Source organism: Bradyrhizobium sp. dw_411, from assembly GCF_018449695.1.
Taxonomy (GTDB): Bacteria; Pseudomonadota; Alphaproteobacteria; order Rhizobiales; family Xanthobacteraceae; genus Bradyrhizobium.
Genome location: NZ_JAAVUY010000017.1, coordinates 83,242 through 99,897, shown reverse-complemented (window position 1 = coordinate 99,897; position 16,656 = coordinate 83,242). Strand labels below are relative to the sequence as shown.

Genomic DNA, 16,656 nt, shown 5'->3' with positions numbered 1-16,656 from the left:
GCGTCATGTCGGCTGATGATCAAATCGCCCGCAGACCACCCGGTGAGCCAGGTGACGACAAGCCCGTTGGGTAAGGCGCCGTTCGCGTACACGGCTACCGACAGCGTCATTGCATTGCGGCGACCTTGATGCCGGTCGGCCCGAGAATGACGACAAACAGCACCGGCAGAAAGAACAGAATCATCGGCACCGTCAGTTTCGGCGGCAGCGCCGCGGCCTTCTTCTCGGCTTCGTTCATGCGCATGTCGCGATTTTCCTGCGCCATCACGCGCAAGCTCTGGCCGAGCGGCGTTCCGTAGCGTTCCGACTGCTGCAATGCCAGGCAGACCGATTTGACGCCCTCAAGGCCGGTGCGCTTGGCCAGGTTTTCGTAAGCCACCTTGCGGTCCTGCAGATAGGAAAGCTCGGCGGTGGTCAGCGTGAATTCTTCCGACAGCGCCACCGACTGCGTTCCGATCTCGACGCTGACTTTGCGGAACGCGACTTCGATTGACATGCCGGACTCGATACAGATCAGCAGCAGATCGAGCGCATCGGGAAACGCCCGCTTGATCGAGAGCTGGCGCTTTGAAATCGCATTCTTCAGGAACAGCATCGGCGCCTGCAGGCCGAGATAGGCCGCGCCGACGCACATGCCGATCTTGACCGGCATCGTCTTCTCCATGTGCGAGATGACGAAAACATACAGCACCGCCCCGATGAACATCACGATCGGTGTCACCAGGCGGAAGAACAGGAACGTGATATAGGGAGCCTGGCCGCGGTAGCCGGCCATGGTGAGCTTGTCGCGCGCGGCTTCCTGCGCCAGCCATTTTCCGAGGTTGAAGTCTTCCACGACCCTGGAGACGAGTTGCTTCGGCGTCTGGCGCAACGTTACCTTTTCGGTCTTGGTGAGACGATCGCGCTCCCGCGCCCGGATCCTCTCGCGTTCGCTGGCAACCGATTTCATGCGCTTTGCCAGCCCCTCGCTGGCAAACAGCGGCATGATCAGCGTGTAGGCCGTGGCGCTCACGGCGATGGCCGCCAGCAGCATGGTCATGAACCGTGCGTCGTGCAGTTTTTCAATCAGAAAACTAATCATACGGCACCATTAGAAGTCGAAGTTGATCATCTTCTTCATGACCAGGATGCCGAGCGACATCCAGATCACGCAGCCGACCAGCATCAATTGACCGGTCGGATGAGTCCATAACAGCGAGATATAATCGGGGGTCGAGAGGTAGACGAGCAGCATCACGATAGGCGGCAGCGAACCGATGATGCCCGCGGAAGCCTTGGCTTCCATCGACATGGCCTGAATCTTCTCGGCCATCTTCTTGCGATCGCGCAACACCTTGGACAGGTTGCCGAGGGCCTCGGAGAGATTGCCGCCGGACTTCTGCTGAATCGCGATCACAATCCCGAAGAAGTTCGCCTCCGGAACCGGCATCCGTTCGAACAGGCGCGTGCAGGCTTCGCCGAGCGGCATGCCGATCGCCTGGGTTTCGATGATGGCCAGGAATTCGCTCTTGAGCGGCTCAGGTGAATCGGCCGCGACCACCTTGAGGGATTCAAACAGCGGCAGGCCGGCCTTGATGCCGCGAACGATCACGTCGACGGCGTCCGGCAGCGCCTTGAGAAAGTTCTTCTCCCGACGCTTCTTGAGGAAGCTGAGGATCCAGCGTGGCAGGCCGAAGCCTGCGGCAAACGCCAGGCCGCCTGCGCCAAGCAGGCCGCCGCCGCCCAGTATCGTCATCGCGAAGCAAACGGCCGCCAGGATGCCGGAGGCGATCATGAATTTCTGGGGCGACCAGGACAGGCCGGCCTGGGTAAGACGGGTGGTCAGCGAGACCTTCTTGTCCTTCTGGCGCCGCGCTTCGACTTCCTTCAGCGATCCTTCGACTTGTTCGCGACGCGACCGCTGGGCCTTGTCGGTCTGGCGCGCGGCTGCCGGCTCCGGCTTGGCGACGGAGGCGCGGCGGCTCTCGGCCTTGTTCTGCCCCGACAGCAAGGGATAGAGGAAGACCCATGCCAGGCCGCCGATGGCGGCTGCGGCGAGAAAGGCGAGGGCGAGTGCTTGCATTTTCATGGCGTGGCTCCTCAGACTTCCACGACAACTTCAGCGGCGTCGAGGGCCGCGGCGAGCCGCTTCTCTTCACCGTAATACCGCGCACGATCCCAGAAGCGCGGCCGTCCGATGCCTGTCGAACGGTGCCGGCCAAGGATGTTCCCGTTGGCGTCTTCGCCGACCATGTCATACAGGAACAGGTCCTGGGTGATGATGGTGTCGCCTTCCATGCCCATCACTTCGGTGACGTGGGTGATGCGGCGGGAGCCGTCGCGCAGACGGGCGGCCTGAATAATGACGTCGATCGAGGCGCAGATCATCTCGCGAATGGTCCGCGAAGGCAGCGAGAAGCCGCCCATCGTGATCATCGATTCGCAGCGTGACAGGGCTTCGCGCGGATTGTTGGCGTGCAGCGTTCCCATTGAACCGTCGTGACCCGTGTTCATGGCCTGCAAAAGGTCGAACGCTTCGGGTCCGCGGACTTCGCCGACGATGATGCGTTCCGGCCGCATACGCAGGCAGTTGCGGACCAGTTCACGCATGGTGATCTGGCCTTCGCCCTCGATGTTGGGCGGCCGGGTTTCCAGTCGAACCACATGCGGCTGCTGCAGTTGAAGTTCCGCGGCGTCTTCGCAGGTGATGATGCGTTCTTCGTCGTCGATGTAATTGGTCAGGCAATTGAGCAGCGTGGTCTTGCCGGAGCCGGTACCGCCGGAGATCAGCACGTTGGCCCGGCAGCGCCCGATGATCTGCAGAATGGTCGCGCCTTCCGGCGAAATCGCGCCGAATTTGACCAATTGGTCCAGCGTCAGCTTGTCCTTTTTGAACTTGCGGATCGTCAATGCGGGGCCGTCGAGCGCCAGCGGCGGCACGATGGCGTTGACGCGGGAGCCGTCGGCGAGGCGCGCGTCGCAGATCGGCGAGGATTCATCGACACGCCGGCCGACCTGGCTGACGATGCGCTGGCAGATGTTCAGCAATTGCTGATTGTCGCGGAAGCGAATGCCGGTGCGCTGGATGCGGCCGGCGACTTCGATGAACACCGTTCCGGCGCCATTGACCATGATGTCGGAGATGTCGTCGCGCGACAACAGCGGCTCAAGCGGACCATACCCGAGAACGTCGTTGCAGATATCGTCGAGCAGTTCTTCCTGCTCGGCGATCGACATCACGATGTTCTTGATCGCGATGATCTCATTGACGATGTCGCGAATTTCCTCGCGCGCCGATTCGCCGTCAAGCTTGGCGAGCTGGGCAAGATCGATCGCCTCGATCAGGGCGCCGAAGATCGTCGCCTTGACCTGATAATAGGAATCCGATCGCCGCGTTTCGGCGGCCGGCGGTGGGGGCGCCGATTTGGCCGGCGACAATGGCGGCGAAGAGACGGTGGGCGCAGCCGTGTTGCGCGAAATGGCAGGCGCCGCACTCGAAGGTGCTTCCGGCACGCCTGCAGCGGGCTTCGAAGCCCGCACATCGCCATCTGTTCCGCTACGCTTACCAAACACGACGATACTCCACGCGGGGCGTTATTTTCCCCGCAACTTGTCGATCAGGGGCGACAGGAACGAACCCCGTGGCTTTTTGGTCTCGCCGCGGCCTGTCAACCGCTGCGCGATCTGCAGAAACATTTCGGTGGTGCGATGTCCGGCGGATATTTCCGCGATCATCTGGCCGTTGTTGGCCGCCGAGCCGAACATCTGCGGATCGAAGGGGATGGAAACGATAGGTGGACTTTCGATAGCCTTGGCGAACTCGGTTGCGTTGATCTCCGGACGTTTCGGTACACCGACCTGGTTAAGACAATACAGCGGCAACCGGTCGTTGGGCCGCGAAGCCTTTAACAGATCGAAAATATTCTTGGTGTTGCGCAGATTGGCGAGGTCGGGTGACGCGACGATCAGAATGTCGTCCGCCGCCACCAGCGCGCGCTTGGTCCATCCCGACCATTGATGGGGGATGTCGAGCACGATGCAGGGCATCGTGGTGCGAAGCGTGTCGAAGATCGAATCGAAGGCGTCGACGCCGAAATCGTAGACCCGGTCGAGCGTCGCCGGCGCTGCCAACAGACTGAGATGGTCGGTGCATTTCGACAGCAGCCGGTCGATGAACGCGGTATCGACGCGATCGGGCGAAAATACCGCATCGGCGATCCCCTGCGGGGGATCCTGGTTGTAGTCGAGGCCGGCCGTGCCGAATGCGAGATCGAGATCGGCCACCACTGAATCCAGCGCGAGATCGCGCGCGATGGCCCAGGCGACATTGTGCGCGACGGTGGACGCGCCGACGCCGCCCTTGGCGCCAACGACGGCGATGATCCTGCCGACGGCCTTCGCTTCCGAAGACGAAAACAGGCCGCAGATCGAACGCACCACGTCGATCGCGGTGACCGGCGCAATCACGTAGTCGCTGACGCCACGGCGCACCAGTTCGCGGTAGAGCGTGACGTCGTTGACGCGGCCGATCACGACGACTCGCGTTCCCGGGTCGCAGACGCTTGCGAGTTGGTCCAGTCCTCCCAGGATATCGTTGCGGCCTTCGGTCTCCAGGATGATCACGTTCGGGGTCGGCGCGGTACGATAGGCCTCGGTGGCGGCCGTCATGCCGCCCATTTGAATCTTGAGATGGGCCTTGTCGAGACGACGGTCTTCGCCTGCCGACTGCACCGCGGCGGCGGTTTCCACCGTTTCGCAGAAGGCCTGCACAGACACGCGCGGCGCGGGAGCGATATGATCGTCCGCGGTCGGCGGTGTGACGTCCGTCTGCTCGTCGGTGTTTTGGCGGGCGTAGTTGATCATTTGCCTGTGTCGCTGAGTTTGGCCTTGTCGGCTTCGGGATAGGCGGTCGCGCTGGTGGTGCCCTTGCGGTATTTTTCGAAGGCTTCCGAGCGCCGTATCGTATAGGCAGGAGTTTCGGACCGCGGTTGCACGAGATCAGCCGGATTGTCGATCATCGCGGCCATGTTACGCTGATAGGCGCATCCGAAATTGTAGTACTGCTTGTTTTCGAGATAGTTCTTGTTGCTGATCGCGGGTCCGAGATCTTCCGGCCACAATCCGCAAGGCCCGGCAACCGCCGAGATCTTCGGATAATTCAACCGTATCGTGGCGAGCTGGCGCGGGTCAGCCGGATGATAGTTCCGAACGACGAGCCCGTGCGCAGGCACACCGGCCGCTACAAGCAGGGCCTGAACTTCGTGGAGTGCGTCCCCGGCCGCCCGTGCGTTAGGCGTGTTGACCGGCAAATCGGCGATGATCGCGCCGGTTCCCTCCTGCAGCCAGAGCTGCGCCAGTCCCATCACGTCGGCGCGCTGGGAGGCGGAAAGACCGCCACGCGCATGGCCGACAAAGATAACGATGGCGCGGTCGGCTTCCTGGATCGCGATCGGATGGCGCTGGCGGTAATCGTCGGAATAACTCAACGGCGCCGCCGCATTATCCGTGTGCATGCAGGCGCCCAGCGTCATGGCAAGTCCGGCGAGCGCCGCAGCATTGCGGAAGGCTCGCTTTCGATCGACGGGTGTTCTTGCTGTCATCGTTTCGTCCTCGTCCCGTCTCAGTCCGTGATAAAGCCGTAGGTGCCGCGATAATTCTTGGCCGGTTCGGTGCGTCCGGGGACGCCATAGATGCGGTTGATGCTGCCGAGCAGGTCCGCTTGCGGATCGGCCGCTGCGGCGAACCCGTCATCCGGACGCGAAAGGTCTTTCTGTGCGACGGCCCGAACGATGTAGGGCGTTACCATCACCATCAGCTCGGTCTGGTTATTGAGAAAGTCCCGGCTGCGGAACAGCGAGCCCAGCACCGGCAATGTCGAGAGGCCGGGCAGTCCGTTGATGGCCTGTTTGGTCTGGTCCTGGATCAGGCCGGCCATCGCCATCGAGCCGCCGGAGGGAATTTCCAGCGTCGTTTCGGCGCGGCGGGTCTTGAGCGAAGGAACCGTAAGGCCGCTGATGTTGATCGAGTTGTCGCTGGAGACTTCGGAGACTTCCGTCATCACCCGCAGGCTGATCCGGCCTTCCGTGAGCACGACCGGGGTGAAGTTGAGTGAAATGCCGAACTTCTTGAAGGCGATCGAAGGCGAGCATTGCCCGACCGCACCGGAGGCCTGTGTTTGACAGGTCACGCCGGTGGGGACCGGGAATTCGCCGCCGGCGATGAAGGTCGCGGATTCACCCGAAATCGCGGTCAGATTAGGCTCCGCCAGCGTTCGTACCACGCCCGCACTTTCCATCGCCCGGATGGTCGCTGTGACAGATGGCGTGGAACCGAAGGATCCCACGATGGAATTGCTGGTGATCGCCTGCCCGTTGGCGGTGAACGGGTTGGCATTGTTGAAGGTCACGGCGGAGGTGCCGTAGCTCAGGGATGCGCTGAGATCGACGCCCATCTGCTTGATGATCGATCGCGCAACTTCGGCGACCGTCACCTTGAGCATCACCTGATCGCGGCCACGAACCGTGACGGAGTTCGTAACCCTGCCGACGTCGCCGACGAGCCGTGCAGCGAGATCGGCCGCCTGCTGGGCCTCCATCGGGGTCGCTGCCGTGCCGGTCAGGATGACGCCGTCGCCGAGGCCCTCGACCTGGATATCGGCGTTCGGCAGCGTCTGCTTCAGTACGCCGCGCAGGCCATTGAGGTCCCTTTTGACGGCAATATCGTAGGCGGCGATTTGCTGGCCGGAAGCATCGAAGAATACGATGTTGGTCTGGCCGACAGTCGCGCCAATGATGTAGGCGCGTTGTGCGCTGCGGATCACCGCGGTTGCGATCTTGGGATCGGCGATCAGCACGTCCTTGATGTCACGCGGCAGATCGATCACGATCGATTTGCCGACCCCGAGCGCGAGAAACCGTGCATTCATCTGGCCGTCGGCGGCGACCGGCGCCGCGGTGGCCCGAACATCGCCTGCGATGGCCGGGGCTAAAGCCGGGTTGAGCGTCAGCGCTGCGGCAGCCGAAAACGACAGGGCGCGGACTACGAAAGTCCGCATCAACAGCTGATTTCCCCTGCATTTCATATCGTGCGTCCTCTTGGTCACGTCTGTGTCGTGGTCGGGCGCAAGACGCCGTCGCGAGCCACATGGATGGTGTCAGTCGGGAAAAGCGTGTTGTCGGACCCATTCGCGGGACAGGCGGCGAGGCCGCCGGCACCGACAGCGATGGTCAGGACCACAATGCGCGCGGTATTCATACGCTTCACTTTCCACATTACGCCGCGACGCTTCCGCCGCCGTGATGGGAGTTGACCAGCTATTCGTCAAAGCATGGTTAATGAGGCGTATCTAAATCGCCTTAACGGCGGGTTTACTTTGAGGTCGGCTCAGCGAGCGACGAAGTGTGACAGGTCGACGGCTCTGATCCATTCCGTCTCCGGATAGATCATCAGCGCGCCGATGGCGAGCGCGATGCCGTAGGGGATGCCGCTTTCCTTGGCATGCAGCCGGAGCAGCCAGGTCTGGCCGGCGAGCGAATAGGGCAGCGGCCACTGCCGGAACTGGAGCAGCACCAGGGTCAGGACGCCGCCGAACAGCGACGCATAGACCAGATAGTTCATCAGATGGCCAAAGCCGAACCAGAGCGCGGCGCTGGCCGCGACCTTGGCGTCGCCGCCGCCGACCCAGCCAAAAGCGAAGCACGCGAAAGCCACCAGGAGTACGGTCGCGCCGGCCGCCAGATGCGAGAGGATATCGTAAGCTCCCATGCCGCTCAGGAGGGCGAGCACAAGGAAGCCCGCCACCAGCGCCAGCGACACCCGATTTGAAATCGTCATGGTGAAGAGGTCGCTCGCTGCCGCGAACGCCATCAAGGCTGGAAACAGCAGGAGGCGTGCAAGGTCAAGAAGCATGAGTTTACGCAGCCCGTGGCCATGGGATGGGCTTTCGAACCTAACGGCGAGAGATGAACAATCGGGAAACGGGCGGCCGCATTACCCAGGCGGCCGACTACCAGAGACTTGCGATCCGGGTCAGCAGGGCGACAAGCGCCAGTGCCAATGCGAGACAGACCAGTTCCGTCGGCGCTGCAGGCGAAATCGCAACGGGATCCTTCTTCGCGGTTGAAGGGGAAGCTCGGTTACGCATACTCATACTCAACGGGAACAGGCAAAAGGCCGGTGGGCGATAAAGACGAGGATGACTGCTCTCGTCGCCGGCGCCAATCACTTTTTATCGAAACGTCTAACGCCGAATTAACTAACGAAACTGGCTGCCGCTTTTTTCATGGCGCAGTTGCTTGTCGTCTGTCTTGTACCGCGCATTGGTGCGCGCCGGTTATCTGCGGCCATAATTGCATCGTCGTCAGTGCCGGCTTCGATCGATTCAGTTGATCGCCTGTGTGCGGGCCTGACCTTCCCCAGCGATGTATTCGAAGCGATGCGTCATGCCGTCGGCGTGAACGCAAGCCGTCATGAATCAAAAAAGAGCCCCGGCGGGGCCGAGGCTCTTTTCCCAGTCAGGAACAGTCGCTTATTTCAGCGAGCTGTTGATCGTGGTGAACTTGGCGTTCAGGGTCGTGCCGAGACCGTTAACGGCAGCAATGATCGCGAGCGAAATGCCGGCTGCAATCAGGCCGTATTCGATGGCGGTAGCGCCGGACTGATCCTTCACGAAACGGGCAATCAGGTTCTTCATAGGTAACTCCATGTGTACACGTGGCTGGTCGAACTAAATTTGGTCTCGCCGGCGTTCTCAGCACCGTGACCATGGCGCTACCCTAAGGTCGGACAAATTGCGGCACAGTTAATTCGACTGCGCAAACCTGCCTGGAACCGGCTGTTCTTCCGCAGAGTAAATTTGGACTTAAGGTGATTGGTCAAATCGGATCGCGTTTTCGATCATGCTTTTGGAGTGCGCTTGTTGTGCTCACGCGCCTGTCTGCAGAGATGCCGAATGTGCTGGTTTACGGCTCCTTAAGCCGGCGGGACTATCCCTGAAGCACCCGATCGGATGAGGCCTTCATGTCCAGTCTACCCGTCCAGATAATCGAAATGTTCAGCGAGACGATCGCCAAGGTCATCCCCATCACGATCGTGCTGGCATTGGTGTTCTCGGTGCTGAGCCATTTCTGGGCCTGCAATCCCGGTACGCCCTGGTGGCGCAAGCGCGAATTGATCACCGATATCTGCTACTGGTTCTTCGTTCCCCTGTTCGCGCGCGTGCTGCGCATCGGTCTGCTGGTGCTCGGCGCCGCCGTGGTCTTCAACATTCACGACCCTGACGCGCTGATCGCTTTCTACGACAATGGCCATGGTCCGCTGTCCGAACTGCCGCTGTGGTGCCAGGCGGCGCTGTTCCTGATCCTGTCGGACTTCATGCTGTACTGGCTGCACCGGATGTTTCACGGCGGTGGGTTCTGGAAGTATCACGCGGTCCATCATTCCTCGGAAGAGCTCGAGTGGATTTCGGCGGCGCGTTTCCATCCGACCAACCTCTTCTTCGGCACCATCATGGTCGACGTCGTATTGCTGATGGCCGGCATCTCGCCCAACATCATGCTCTGGGTCGGCCCGTTCACGACGTTCCACTCGGCCTTCGTCCACGCCAATCTCAACTGGACGCTGGGGCCGTTCAAATACGTGCTGGCGACGCCGGTGTTCCACCGCTGGCATCACACCTCGCTCGAAGAGGGCGGCGATACCAATTTTGCCGGGACATTTCCGATCTGGGATATCCTGTTCGGGACCTTCCGGATGCCGGCCAACCGGCTCCCCGAGCAGTATGGCATCGACGGGGCGCCGATGCCGACCGAGATCGTCGGCCAGCTGGCCTATCCGTTCCGGCAGTAGGATCCGGGAGGGCAGGCGATCGGTCGCGTTGCCGGCCGCCGATTTGCAGTTCGTTCATCAATTAAGCCCAGATTAGCCCAAATCTGGTTGGTTCAAGTCGGGTTAGTTAAGTCTGGTTAGTTATGTCCGGTTGCCGTTCACCGCGTACCGGTTGGATGTGCAGGGTTAAGTAGTCAGAGGGCTTGGCGTCAGTTGGTAGCGTAGAGAGTAAAAGCGTATGAAGACCGCGCGCATTGTAGTTCTAGGCATCGCTTTGGCCGCCGGTGGCGTTGCAGCCTATCTGGCAAGCGGCTCCGACCCCAAGACGGTCGTCACCGAAGCGCCTCCGGCGATGCCGACGGTAGACGTCCTGGTGGCAAAATCCGATATCGGGTTGGGACAGTCTGTCGGCCCGGACGATATGCAGTGGCAGACATGGCCGGCTGCGACAACGAGCAACAATTTCATTCGCCGCTCCGATCGTCCCGATGCGACCAACCAGATCGTTGGATCGATCGCGCGCTATCCCTTCATTGCCGGTGAACCGATCCGTGAGTTGAAACTGGTCAAGGCCAACGGCTCCGGATTCATGGCCGCGGTATTGCCCAGCGGCATGCGCGCGGTTTCGACGGAAATCTCGCCCGAGACCGGCGCCGGTGGCTTTATCCTGCCCAACGATCGCGTGGATGTGCTGCTGTCGCGGCGTGAAAAGAACGCGGATCGTCCGAATTCGCCGGACTACGTTGTTTCCGAAGTTGTTCTGAGCAATGTCCGCGTCCTTGCCATCGATCAGGCGCCCCGGGAAAAGGACGGCCAGAATGCGGTCGTCGGCCGGACGGCAACGCTTGAATTGAAGCCCGGGCAAGCCGAGATTCTCGCCAAGGCCCGCCAGAGCGGCACGCTCTCGCTGGCGTTGCGCAGCATGGTCGATGCCCATGCCCAGGAGGCCCCTCGCACCGACAACGCGAATGCTAACTTGATCACGGTGTTTCGCGGCGCGGATGAACGCGAGACTTATTCCTGCACGCCGATGTGCAAGCGGGGCAACGGCACCTAATCGGCCGTTCGATGTGGTTAACGACCGGTTGATGCGAACAGGCAGTTTGTTCTGACCGGCCGCAAGCTTTCTACAATGAATCTCTCCTAATACTGACGGCGGCCATCTCTGCCATTTGGGGTTCTGCACGATGCCGTCGCCCGCCGATTCCTCCGCCTCCGCCAATAACCTCTTGCGCCGATTTCGCCGTAGCCGCGGCGGGTCGGCTGCGGTCGAATTCGCCCTGGTCGCACCAATGTTCTTTGCGCTGCTGTTTGCGATTATCGAGACAGCGATCATGTTTTTCGCCAATCAGGTGCTTGAAACCATCACGCAGAATTCCGCGCGCTCCATCCTCACCGGACAGACGCAGACCGCGGGCTACACCACCATGGCGCAGTTTCAGACGAATGTCGTCTGCCCGCAAATTCCGGCGCTGTTCACCTGCGCCAACGTCGCCATCGACGTGGAGAGCTGGCCGGCGTTTTCCGGCTCGATGGCGGTCGGCACCCTGATCGATGGAAGCTGCAACTTCAACAATTTGCAGTACAACCCTGGCGGCCCCGGCGACATCGTTCTGGTGAAGCTGGCCTATCAATGGCCGTTGTTCGTCACCGGGCTTGGCTACAACATCACGACCCCGAACTGCACGAGCAAACGGCTGCTTGTGGCCGCAGCGGCGTTCAAGAACGAGCCTTATTGAGGGACCGCGCGATGAAGGCGACTTCAATGTCCGGCATCTGGCTTCGTGCGCGTCGCGTCGTCGTCGATTTGATTGAGAATTGTCGCGGCAATTCGGCCGTCGAATTCTCCGTCATTGTTCCGATCATGCTGGTAATGTTCTTTGGCACGATCGAGCTTTCGTCCGGTGTGGCGGTCGATCGCAAGACAACGCTGGTGGCGCGGACGCTGTCCGATCTGACGTCTCAGCTCTCCAGTTCATCGGCTTCTCAAACGACGGCGCCGGACGTTACCGATTCATATATTCAGAATGTGTTCACCTCGGCGATCGCGATTTTTCAGCCCTATTTGGCGCCGCCCGCAACCGCCACGATTTCGCAGATTTATATCGACATAAACAAGAAAGCGACGATTCAATGGAGCAAGGCTGCGACCTTTGGGGCCGGCGCTACGCAGGCAACGCTGGTAACCTCAGGCCGCAATACCAATGATGTCGTCACAAGTTTGGTGCCCTCGGGGCTACTGGTTAAACAAACTTATCTGATCCTGAGCGAGGTGAACTACGTTTATACACCCGCAGTCGGCTACGTGATGAAGACCGCGATCACGCTGAAAGACAGCGCCTATACAAAGCCGCGTCAGTTCTCTTGCCTGACTTACACGGCCGTGAGCGCCGTCCCGGCCAACACTTGCCCGACGCCCTGACGTCGGCGGCGCGCTGTCCGCGAACAGACGCGAAAACAAAAGGACGCAAAAACAAAAGGCCGCGCGGTTAGCACGGCCTTTTTTATTTGATTTGATGCGGATCGAATTTCGAAAGTCCGGCCTGGCGGGCCGGATCGAAATTCGCTTAGCCGGCGGCGCGCAGATTGTCGGCCGAAGACTTGCCAGAGCGACGATCGGCAACGATTTCGTAGCTGATCTTCTGGCCTTCACGCAGCGTTCCGAGTCCGGCGCGTTCTACGGCGCTGATGTGCACGAACACGTCGTTGCCACCGTCATCCGGTTGAATGAAGCCGAAGCCCTTTGTCGCGTTAAACCACTTCACGGTTCCCATGCTCACGGGGGTAGTCCCTTCTCAAGATAGATATAGTCGAAGCCCACTTTACATGGGCTGGTGAGATCGAATTTTTGGAAGGGTCGTCAGCGTCTAAACCGGCTGTACCGGTGGATAGCTAATGTCGTCCGGCCGAAAATCGATAGTCTATATTATGCGAAGCCAGTCCCCAAAACAATCCTGACGTGCACGATTTTTTGATCGGCGCCCGGTCTACAGTTGCAGGCTGTTACCGGGCGTCGATACGATCTTGTCGTGCATGCTTTCAGGGCAGGCTTTGAGCGCCCTTACCTGCGGCGGAACTGGCCGCGCGGCGGTGCACCACTGCGCGGCGGTCCACCACCCGGACGTTCGTCCTTGTGGCGGAATATCAGCCGGCCTTTTTCCAGATCGTAGGGCGACATCTCGATCGTCACCCGGTCACCGGCCAGCGTCTTGATCCGGTTCTTTTTCATCTTTCCCGCGGTGTAGGCGACGATCTCGTGTCCAGCGTCGAGCTGGACGCGGTATCGCGCATCGGGGAGGATTTCAGTCACCAGTCCTTCGAACTGGATCAGCTCTTCTTTAGCCATTTGTATCTCCAGATCGATCGAACGTTAGCGTTGGGGCCGGTGGGTGCGATTGGGTTGGGTATTGGGACGGCTTTCGCGGTGCAAAAAAGCAACGCCCTGCATCCCCTCAGCCTTGCTGTTTCCCTGCGCCGGACGCTGCGGCTCCTGCCGACTGCCCTCATGACGGTTGGTTTGCGGAGCGGCATTGTTACCACCGGGACGGCGGTGACGGCGAGGACCTTTCGATCCCGGCGCGGCTTCATTTGTGCGCGACCCATGCGAGCGCGGGCCGGGGCGCCCACTGCGATGCTGGGTCGGCGCCGGGGCTGCGTCGCGATGACCGGGCGTGCGGCGGTCTTCCCTCGGCAACGCGATGCGGATCAGCTTTTCGATATCGCGCAGATAGGTCATCTCGTCGCCGGAGGCGACCAGCGAGATCGCGACGCCCTCGGCGCCGGCACGCGCGGTGCGGCCGATGCGATGGACATAGGTCTCGGGGATGTTGGGAAGGTCGAAATTCACCACATGGCTGATGCCGTCGACATCGATGCCGCGGGCGGCAATGTCGGTGGCGACCAGGGTGCGGATCTCGCCGGAGCGAAATGCCGCCAGCACCCGCTCACGGTGATTTTGCGACTTGTTGCCATGGATCGCGTCGGCGGTGATGCCGGCTCGTGCGAGGCCCTTCACCACCTTGTCCGCGCCGTGTTTGGTGCGGGTGAAGATCAGCGCGCGATTGACCGGCTCCTGCTTGAGAAGCTGCGCCAGCAAGGTCGGCTTGGCCGAATGATCGACCAGCAGGATACGCTGGCTGATGCGCTCGACCGTCGAGGCGACCGGCGTCACGGCGACGCGGGCCGGATCGCGCAGCATCTGTTCGGCGAGTTCGGCGATATCCTTGGGCATCGTCGCCGAGAAGAACAGCGTCTGGCGCTTGATCGGCAATTTGGCGACGATCTTCCGGATGTCGTTGATGAAGCCCATGTCGAGCATGCGGTCGGCTTCGTCGAGCACGAGAAACTCGACCTGGCCGAGCTTCAACCCGTTGCTCTGCACGAGATCGAGCAGGCGGCCGGGCGTGGCCACCAGGACATCGACGCCCTGCATGATCGAGCGGACCTGGCGACCCATCGGGACGCCGCCGATCGCCAGCGCTGAAGTCAGGCGGATGTGACGGCCATAGGCGTTGAAGCTCTCGAGAATCTGCCCTGACAATTCGCGCGTCGGGCTGAGCACCAGCACGCGGCAGGTCTTGGGCTGCGGCTTGATGCGGTTCTCCAGCAGGCGATGCAGGATCGGAAGCGCGAACGACGCGGTCTTGCCGGTACCGGTCTGGGCGATGCCAATAACGTCACGGCCGGTGATTGCGAGCGGAATGGTCTGAGCCTGGATGGGCGTGGGCGTGACGTAATTCTCTTCTTTGAGCGCACGCGAGATGGGTTCGGCGAGGCCGAAGTCCTGAAAGGAGGTCAAAAGGTGGTTTCTTTCCATTGTAAAAAGCAGGCGCCCGGCATCAATCGCTGGGAGCGCGCGAGGGGGTGTCTTGGAGACACCCGCGTGTTTGGGGCGTCGGTTTTGGTTAGCTGAAGGGGCAAGCCAGAAACCGTTAAACGGGCTCAGAACACGCGGCTCGCAGTGACCCGATGATTCCCGGGTGCGTTGTGTTCATATGGAACACGAACACGGCGCTTTCAAGGTGAATCGTGCTTCGTCGCCCCGCGAGGTTAAAAACTGGCGCAAAAGCCTCCATTTGCGGCCAAATCAGGCGATAACGGATCGGCCGGAATGCTAAAAGTTTGTGCCATAAATTTAGACGTGCCGCCATATTTGCCTACAAAACAAACATATCGCAGGGAAAGAATGCATTTTTTGAGATTAAATATTAGGCAAAAATGCGATTACGATCGCCAACAACGTTGAATTGTAAAACAAAAACAAATGGTTAGGCTACCAGTGCACCGTGGCACGGTTCTTGCGATTCCGTTAACGCAGGCGGCCGTGGGGCCGTTTCGCAGCGTTTAAACGCTTGCGTCAGGGAGATGACACCACATGCTTATTCAATTTCGATCAACTCACGATACTGCGAAGTCGCTGAGCCGCCGTCATTGGCTGGCAGCGACCGCCGGCCTGGTTTTGGGCCTGGCCACGTTTACCTCTGCCAAAGCGGCGGACGACACCATCAAGGTTGGCGTTCTGCACTCGCTCTCGGGCACCATGGCCATCAGCGAAACCACGCTGAAGGATACCGTGCTGTTCATGATCGATGAGCAGAACAAGAAGGGCGGCGTTCTCGGCAAGAAGCTCGAGGCTGTGGTTGTCGACCCCGCATCGAACTGGCCGCTGTTCGCGGAAAAGGCCCGTGAGTTGATCACCAAGGACAAGGTTTCCGTGGTGTTCGGCTGCTGGACCTCGGTGTCGCGCAAATCCGTGCTGCCGGTGTTCAAGGAATTGAACTCGATCCTGTTCTATCCGGTGCAGTACGAAGGCGAAGAGAGCGAGCGTAACGTATTCTATACGGGGGCGGCGCCGAACCAGCAGGCGATCCCGGCCGTCGACTATCTGATGAAGGACGAAAAGGTGAAGCGCTGGGTGCTGGCCGGCACCGACTACGTCTATCCGCGCACCACCAACAAGATCCTGGAAGCCTATCTGAAGTCCAAGGGCGTCGCCCAGGAAGACATCATGATCAACTACACGCCGTTCGGTCATTCCGACTGGCAGACGATCGTGGCCGACATCAAGAAGTTCGGCTCGGCCGGCAAGAAGACCGCGGTGGTCTCGACCATCAACGGCGACGCCAACGTTCCCTTCTACAAGGAACTCGGCAACCAGGGCATCAAGGCGACCGATATTCCGGTTGTCGCTTTCTCGGTGGGTGAAGAAGAACTCGCCGGCATCGATACCAAGCCGCTGCTCGGCCATCTCGCCGCCTGGAACTACTTCGAGTCGATCAAGACCCCGGCGAACGAGAAGTTCATCAAGGAATGGCAGGCCTACACCAAGAATCCGAAGCGCACGACCAACGACCCGATGGAAGCCACCTATATCGGTTTCAACATGTGGGTGAAGGCGGTCGAAAAGGCCAAGTCGGTTGACGCCGACAAGGTGATCGACGCGCTGCCGGGCACCAAGACTGCGAACCTGACCGGTGGCACATCGGAATTGCTGCCGAACCACCACATCACCAAGCCGGTGTTCATTGGCGAAATCAAAGCCAATGGCCAGTTCGACGTGGTGTGGAAGACGCCGGGCCTGGTTGCCGGCGATGCATGGTCGAAGGAACTGCCGGATTCCAAGGACCTGATCGGCGATTGGGTCGGCAAGAAGTGCGGCAACTACAACACCAAGACCAACAAGTGCGGCGGTCAAGGCTCCTGATTCCGTCCTGAATCCAGACCAACACTGAATCCAGACCAACAACGGAAGGCGGCGATATCCGCCGCCTTCCTTCTGCTGCATGCCGGGGTCGTCCAGTGCCAACAAAAGTTCTTAGAAACCTACGCGCGCTCCCCTTTGCTCTTTTGCTG

The 16,656-nt window shown here is 60.5% G+C and carries 16 protein-coding genes and 1 pseudogene; 5 read left to right on the top strand and 12 right to left on the bottom strand.

The genetic code is table 11. From position 1 onward, the window contains the following. Positions 1-106: 106 nt before the first annotated feature. The 9 genes and pseudogenes from HB676_RS26055 to HB676_RS26015 all read right to left on the bottom strand — a co-directional run bounded on the left by HB676_RS26055 (position 107) and on the right by HB676_RS26015 (position 8,671). Entirely contained in the window at positions 107-1,081 is a 975-nt protein-coding gene (locus HB676_RS26055; protein WP_213741333.1) for a type II secretion system F family protein, read from the bottom strand. A 9-nt stretch (positions 1,082-1,090) separates the two neighbouring features. Continuing rightward, positions 1,091-2,068 carry a type II secretion system F family protein gene (locus HB676_RS26050; RefSeq protein ID WP_213741332.1) on the bottom strand — a complete coding sequence of 326 codons (978 nt, stop codon included), beginning with the start codon at positions 2,066-2,068 and terminating at the stop codon, positions 1,091-1,093. 11 nt (positions 2,069-2,079) lie between these two features. Further along, positions 2,080-3,552 carry an ATPase, T2SS/T4P/T4SS family gene (locus HB676_RS26045; protein ID WP_213741331.1) on the bottom strand — a complete coding sequence of 491 codons (1,473 nt, stop codon included), beginning with the start codon at positions 3,550-3,552 and terminating at the stop codon, positions 2,080-2,082. Between the two features lie 21 nt (positions 3,553-3,573). Then, complete coding sequence (locus HB676_RS26040) at positions 3,574-4,842, bottom strand: AAA family ATPase (protein ID WP_213741330.1); 1,269 nt, start codon at positions 4,840-4,842, stop codon at positions 3,574-3,576. After that, a complete protein-coding gene (locus HB676_RS26035) occupies positions 4,839-5,579 on the bottom strand; it encodes a CpaD family pilus assembly protein (protein ID WP_213741329.1) in 741 nt (246 codons plus the stop codon). Before HB676_RS26035 ends, HB676_RS26040 begins: the two co-directional genes overlap by 4 nt. A gap of 20 nt (positions 5,580-5,599) precedes the next feature. Next, the gene (locus HB676_RS26030; protein ID WP_213741328.1) at positions 5,600-7,060 is read right to left on the bottom strand and encodes a type II and III secretion system protein family protein; all 1,461 of its coding nucleotides are present in this window, start codon (positions 7,058-7,060) and stop codon (positions 5,600-5,602) included. A gap of 89 nt (positions 7,061-7,149) precedes the next feature. After that, positions 7,150-7,233: pseudogene (locus HB676_RS26025) on the bottom strand (Flp pilus assembly protein CpaB); the annotation flags it as partial. Between the two features lie 129 nt (positions 7,234-7,362). Continuing rightward, positions 7,363-7,887, bottom strand: coding sequence for a prepilin peptidase (locus HB676_RS26020; RefSeq protein WP_213741327.1), 525 nt, complete (start codon positions 7,885-7,887; stop codon positions 7,363-7,365). Between the two features lie 619 nt (positions 7,888-8,506). After that, a complete protein-coding gene (locus HB676_RS26015) occupies positions 8,507-8,671 on the bottom strand; it encodes a Flp family type IVb pilin (RefSeq protein WP_213741326.1) in 165 nt (54 codons plus the stop codon). A 326-nt stretch (positions 8,672-8,997) separates the two neighbouring features. Between HB676_RS26015 and HB676_RS26010 the strand changes: the two genes are divergently transcribed. The 4 genes from HB676_RS26010 to HB676_RS25995 all read left to right on the top strand — a co-directional run bounded on the left by HB676_RS26010 (position 8,998) and on the right by HB676_RS25995 (position 12,226). Continuing rightward, entirely contained in the window at positions 8,998-9,825 is an 828-nt protein-coding gene (locus HB676_RS26010; RefSeq protein ID WP_213741325.1) for a sterol desaturase family protein, read from the top strand. 217 nt (positions 9,826-10,042) lie between these two features. Then, positions 10,043-10,861 (top strand): Flp pilus assembly protein CpaB, encoded by an 819-nt coding sequence (gene cpaB / locus HB676_RS26005; protein ID WP_213741324.1) that lies wholly within the window; start codon positions 10,043-10,045, stop codon positions 10,859-10,861. Positions 10,862-10,991: 130 nt separating this feature from the next. Further along, positions 10,992-11,543 (top strand): TadE/TadG family type IV pilus assembly protein, encoded by a 552-nt coding sequence (locus HB676_RS26000; protein ID WP_213741323.1) that lies wholly within the window; start codon positions 10,992-10,994, stop codon positions 11,541-11,543. After that, positions 11,438-12,226, top strand: a complete 789-nt coding sequence (locus HB676_RS25995; RefSeq protein ID WP_249780477.1) for a TadE/TadG family type IV pilus assembly protein — start codon at positions 11,438-11,440, stop codon at positions 12,224-12,226. Before HB676_RS26000 ends, HB676_RS25995 begins: the two co-directional genes overlap by 106 nt. A gap of 145 nt (positions 12,227-12,371) precedes the next feature. On the opposite strand, the gene HB676_RS25990 is transcribed toward HB676_RS25995, so the two are convergent. The 3 genes from HB676_RS25990 to HB676_RS25980 all read right to left on the bottom strand — a co-directional run bounded on the left by HB676_RS25990 (position 12,372) and on the right by HB676_RS25980 (position 14,620). Further along, positions 12,372-12,584, bottom strand: a complete 213-nt coding sequence (locus tag HB676_RS25990; RefSeq protein WP_011474122.1) for a cold-shock protein — start codon at positions 12,582-12,584, stop codon at positions 12,372-12,374. A gap of 281 nt (positions 12,585-12,865) precedes the next feature. Continuing rightward, positions 12,866-13,150: a translation initiation factor IF-1 gene (gene infA, locus HB676_RS25985; RefSeq protein ID WP_213741322.1), complete on the bottom strand. Its 285-nt coding sequence runs from the start codon at positions 13,148-13,150 to the stop codon at positions 12,866-12,868. 24 nt (positions 13,151-13,174) lie between these two features. Further along, the gene (locus HB676_RS25980; RefSeq protein ID WP_213741321.1) at positions 13,175-14,620 is read right to left on the bottom strand and encodes a DEAD/DEAH box helicase; all 1,446 of its coding nucleotides are present in this window, start codon (positions 14,618-14,620) and stop codon (positions 13,175-13,177) included. 558 nt (positions 14,621-15,178) lie between these two features. On the opposite strand from HB676_RS25980, the gene urtA reads away from it, so the two are divergent. Next, positions 15,179-16,507 (top strand): urea ABC transporter substrate-binding protein, encoded by a 1,329-nt coding sequence (urtA, locus tag HB676_RS25975; protein ID WP_213741320.1) that lies wholly within the window; start codon positions 15,179-15,181, stop codon positions 16,505-16,507. Positions 16,508-16,656 lie beyond the last annotated feature (149 nt).

Bases quoted from the DNA above. Each gene is read 5' to 3' on its own strand.
- HB676_RS26000 (WP_213741323.1), top strand. From the start codon at position 10,992: ATGCCGTCGCCCGCCGATTCCTCCGCCTCCGCCAATAACCTCTTGCGC.
- urtA (WP_213741320.1), top strand. From the start codon at position 15,179: ATGCTTATTCAATTTCGATCAACTCACGATACTGCGAAGTCGCTGAGC.
- infA (WP_213741322.1), bottom strand. From the start codon at position 13,150: ATGGCTAAAGAAGAGCTGATCCAGTTCGAAGGACTGGTGACTGAAATC.
- HB676_RS26020 (WP_213741327.1), bottom strand. From the start codon at position 7,887: ATGCTTCTTGACCTTGCACGCCTCCTGCTGTTTCCAGCCTTGATGGCG.
- HB676_RS25995 (WP_249780477.1), top strand. From the start codon at position 11,438: ATGGCCGTTGTTCGTCACCGGGCTTGGCTACAACATCACGACCCCGAA.
- HB676_RS26010 (WP_213741325.1), top strand. From the start codon at position 8,998: ATGTCCAGTCTACCCGTCCAGATAATCGAAATGTTCAGCGAGACGATC.
- HB676_RS26040 (WP_213741330.1), bottom strand. From the start codon at position 4,842: ATGATCAACTACGCCCGCCAAAACACCGACGAGCAGACGGACGTCACA.
- HB676_RS26050 (WP_213741332.1), bottom strand. From the start codon at position 2,068: ATGAAAATGCAAGCACTCGCCCTCGCCTTTCTCGCCGCAGCCGCCATC.
- HB676_RS25980 (WP_213741321.1), bottom strand. From the start codon at position 14,620: ATGGAAAGAAACCACCTTTTGACCTCCTTTCAGGACTTCGGCCTCGCC.
- HB676_RS26030 (WP_213741328.1), bottom strand. From the start codon at position 7,060: ATGAAATGCAGGGGAAATCAGCTGTTGATGCGGACTTTCGTAGTCCGC.
- HB676_RS26015 (WP_213741326.1), bottom strand. From the start codon at position 8,671: ATGAAGAACCTGATTGCCCGTTTCGTGAAGGATCAGTCCGGCGCTACC.
- HB676_RS26035 (WP_213741329.1), bottom strand. From the start codon at position 5,579: ATGACAGCAAGAACACCCGTCGATCGAAAGCGAGCCTTCCGCAATGCT.
- cpaB (WP_213741324.1), top strand. From the start codon at position 10,043: ATGAAGACCGCGCGCATTGTAGTTCTAGGCATCGCTTTGGCCGCCGGT.
- HB676_RS26055 (WP_213741333.1), bottom strand. From the start codon at position 1,081: ATGATTAGTTTTCTGATTGAAAAACTGCACGACGCACGGTTCATGACC.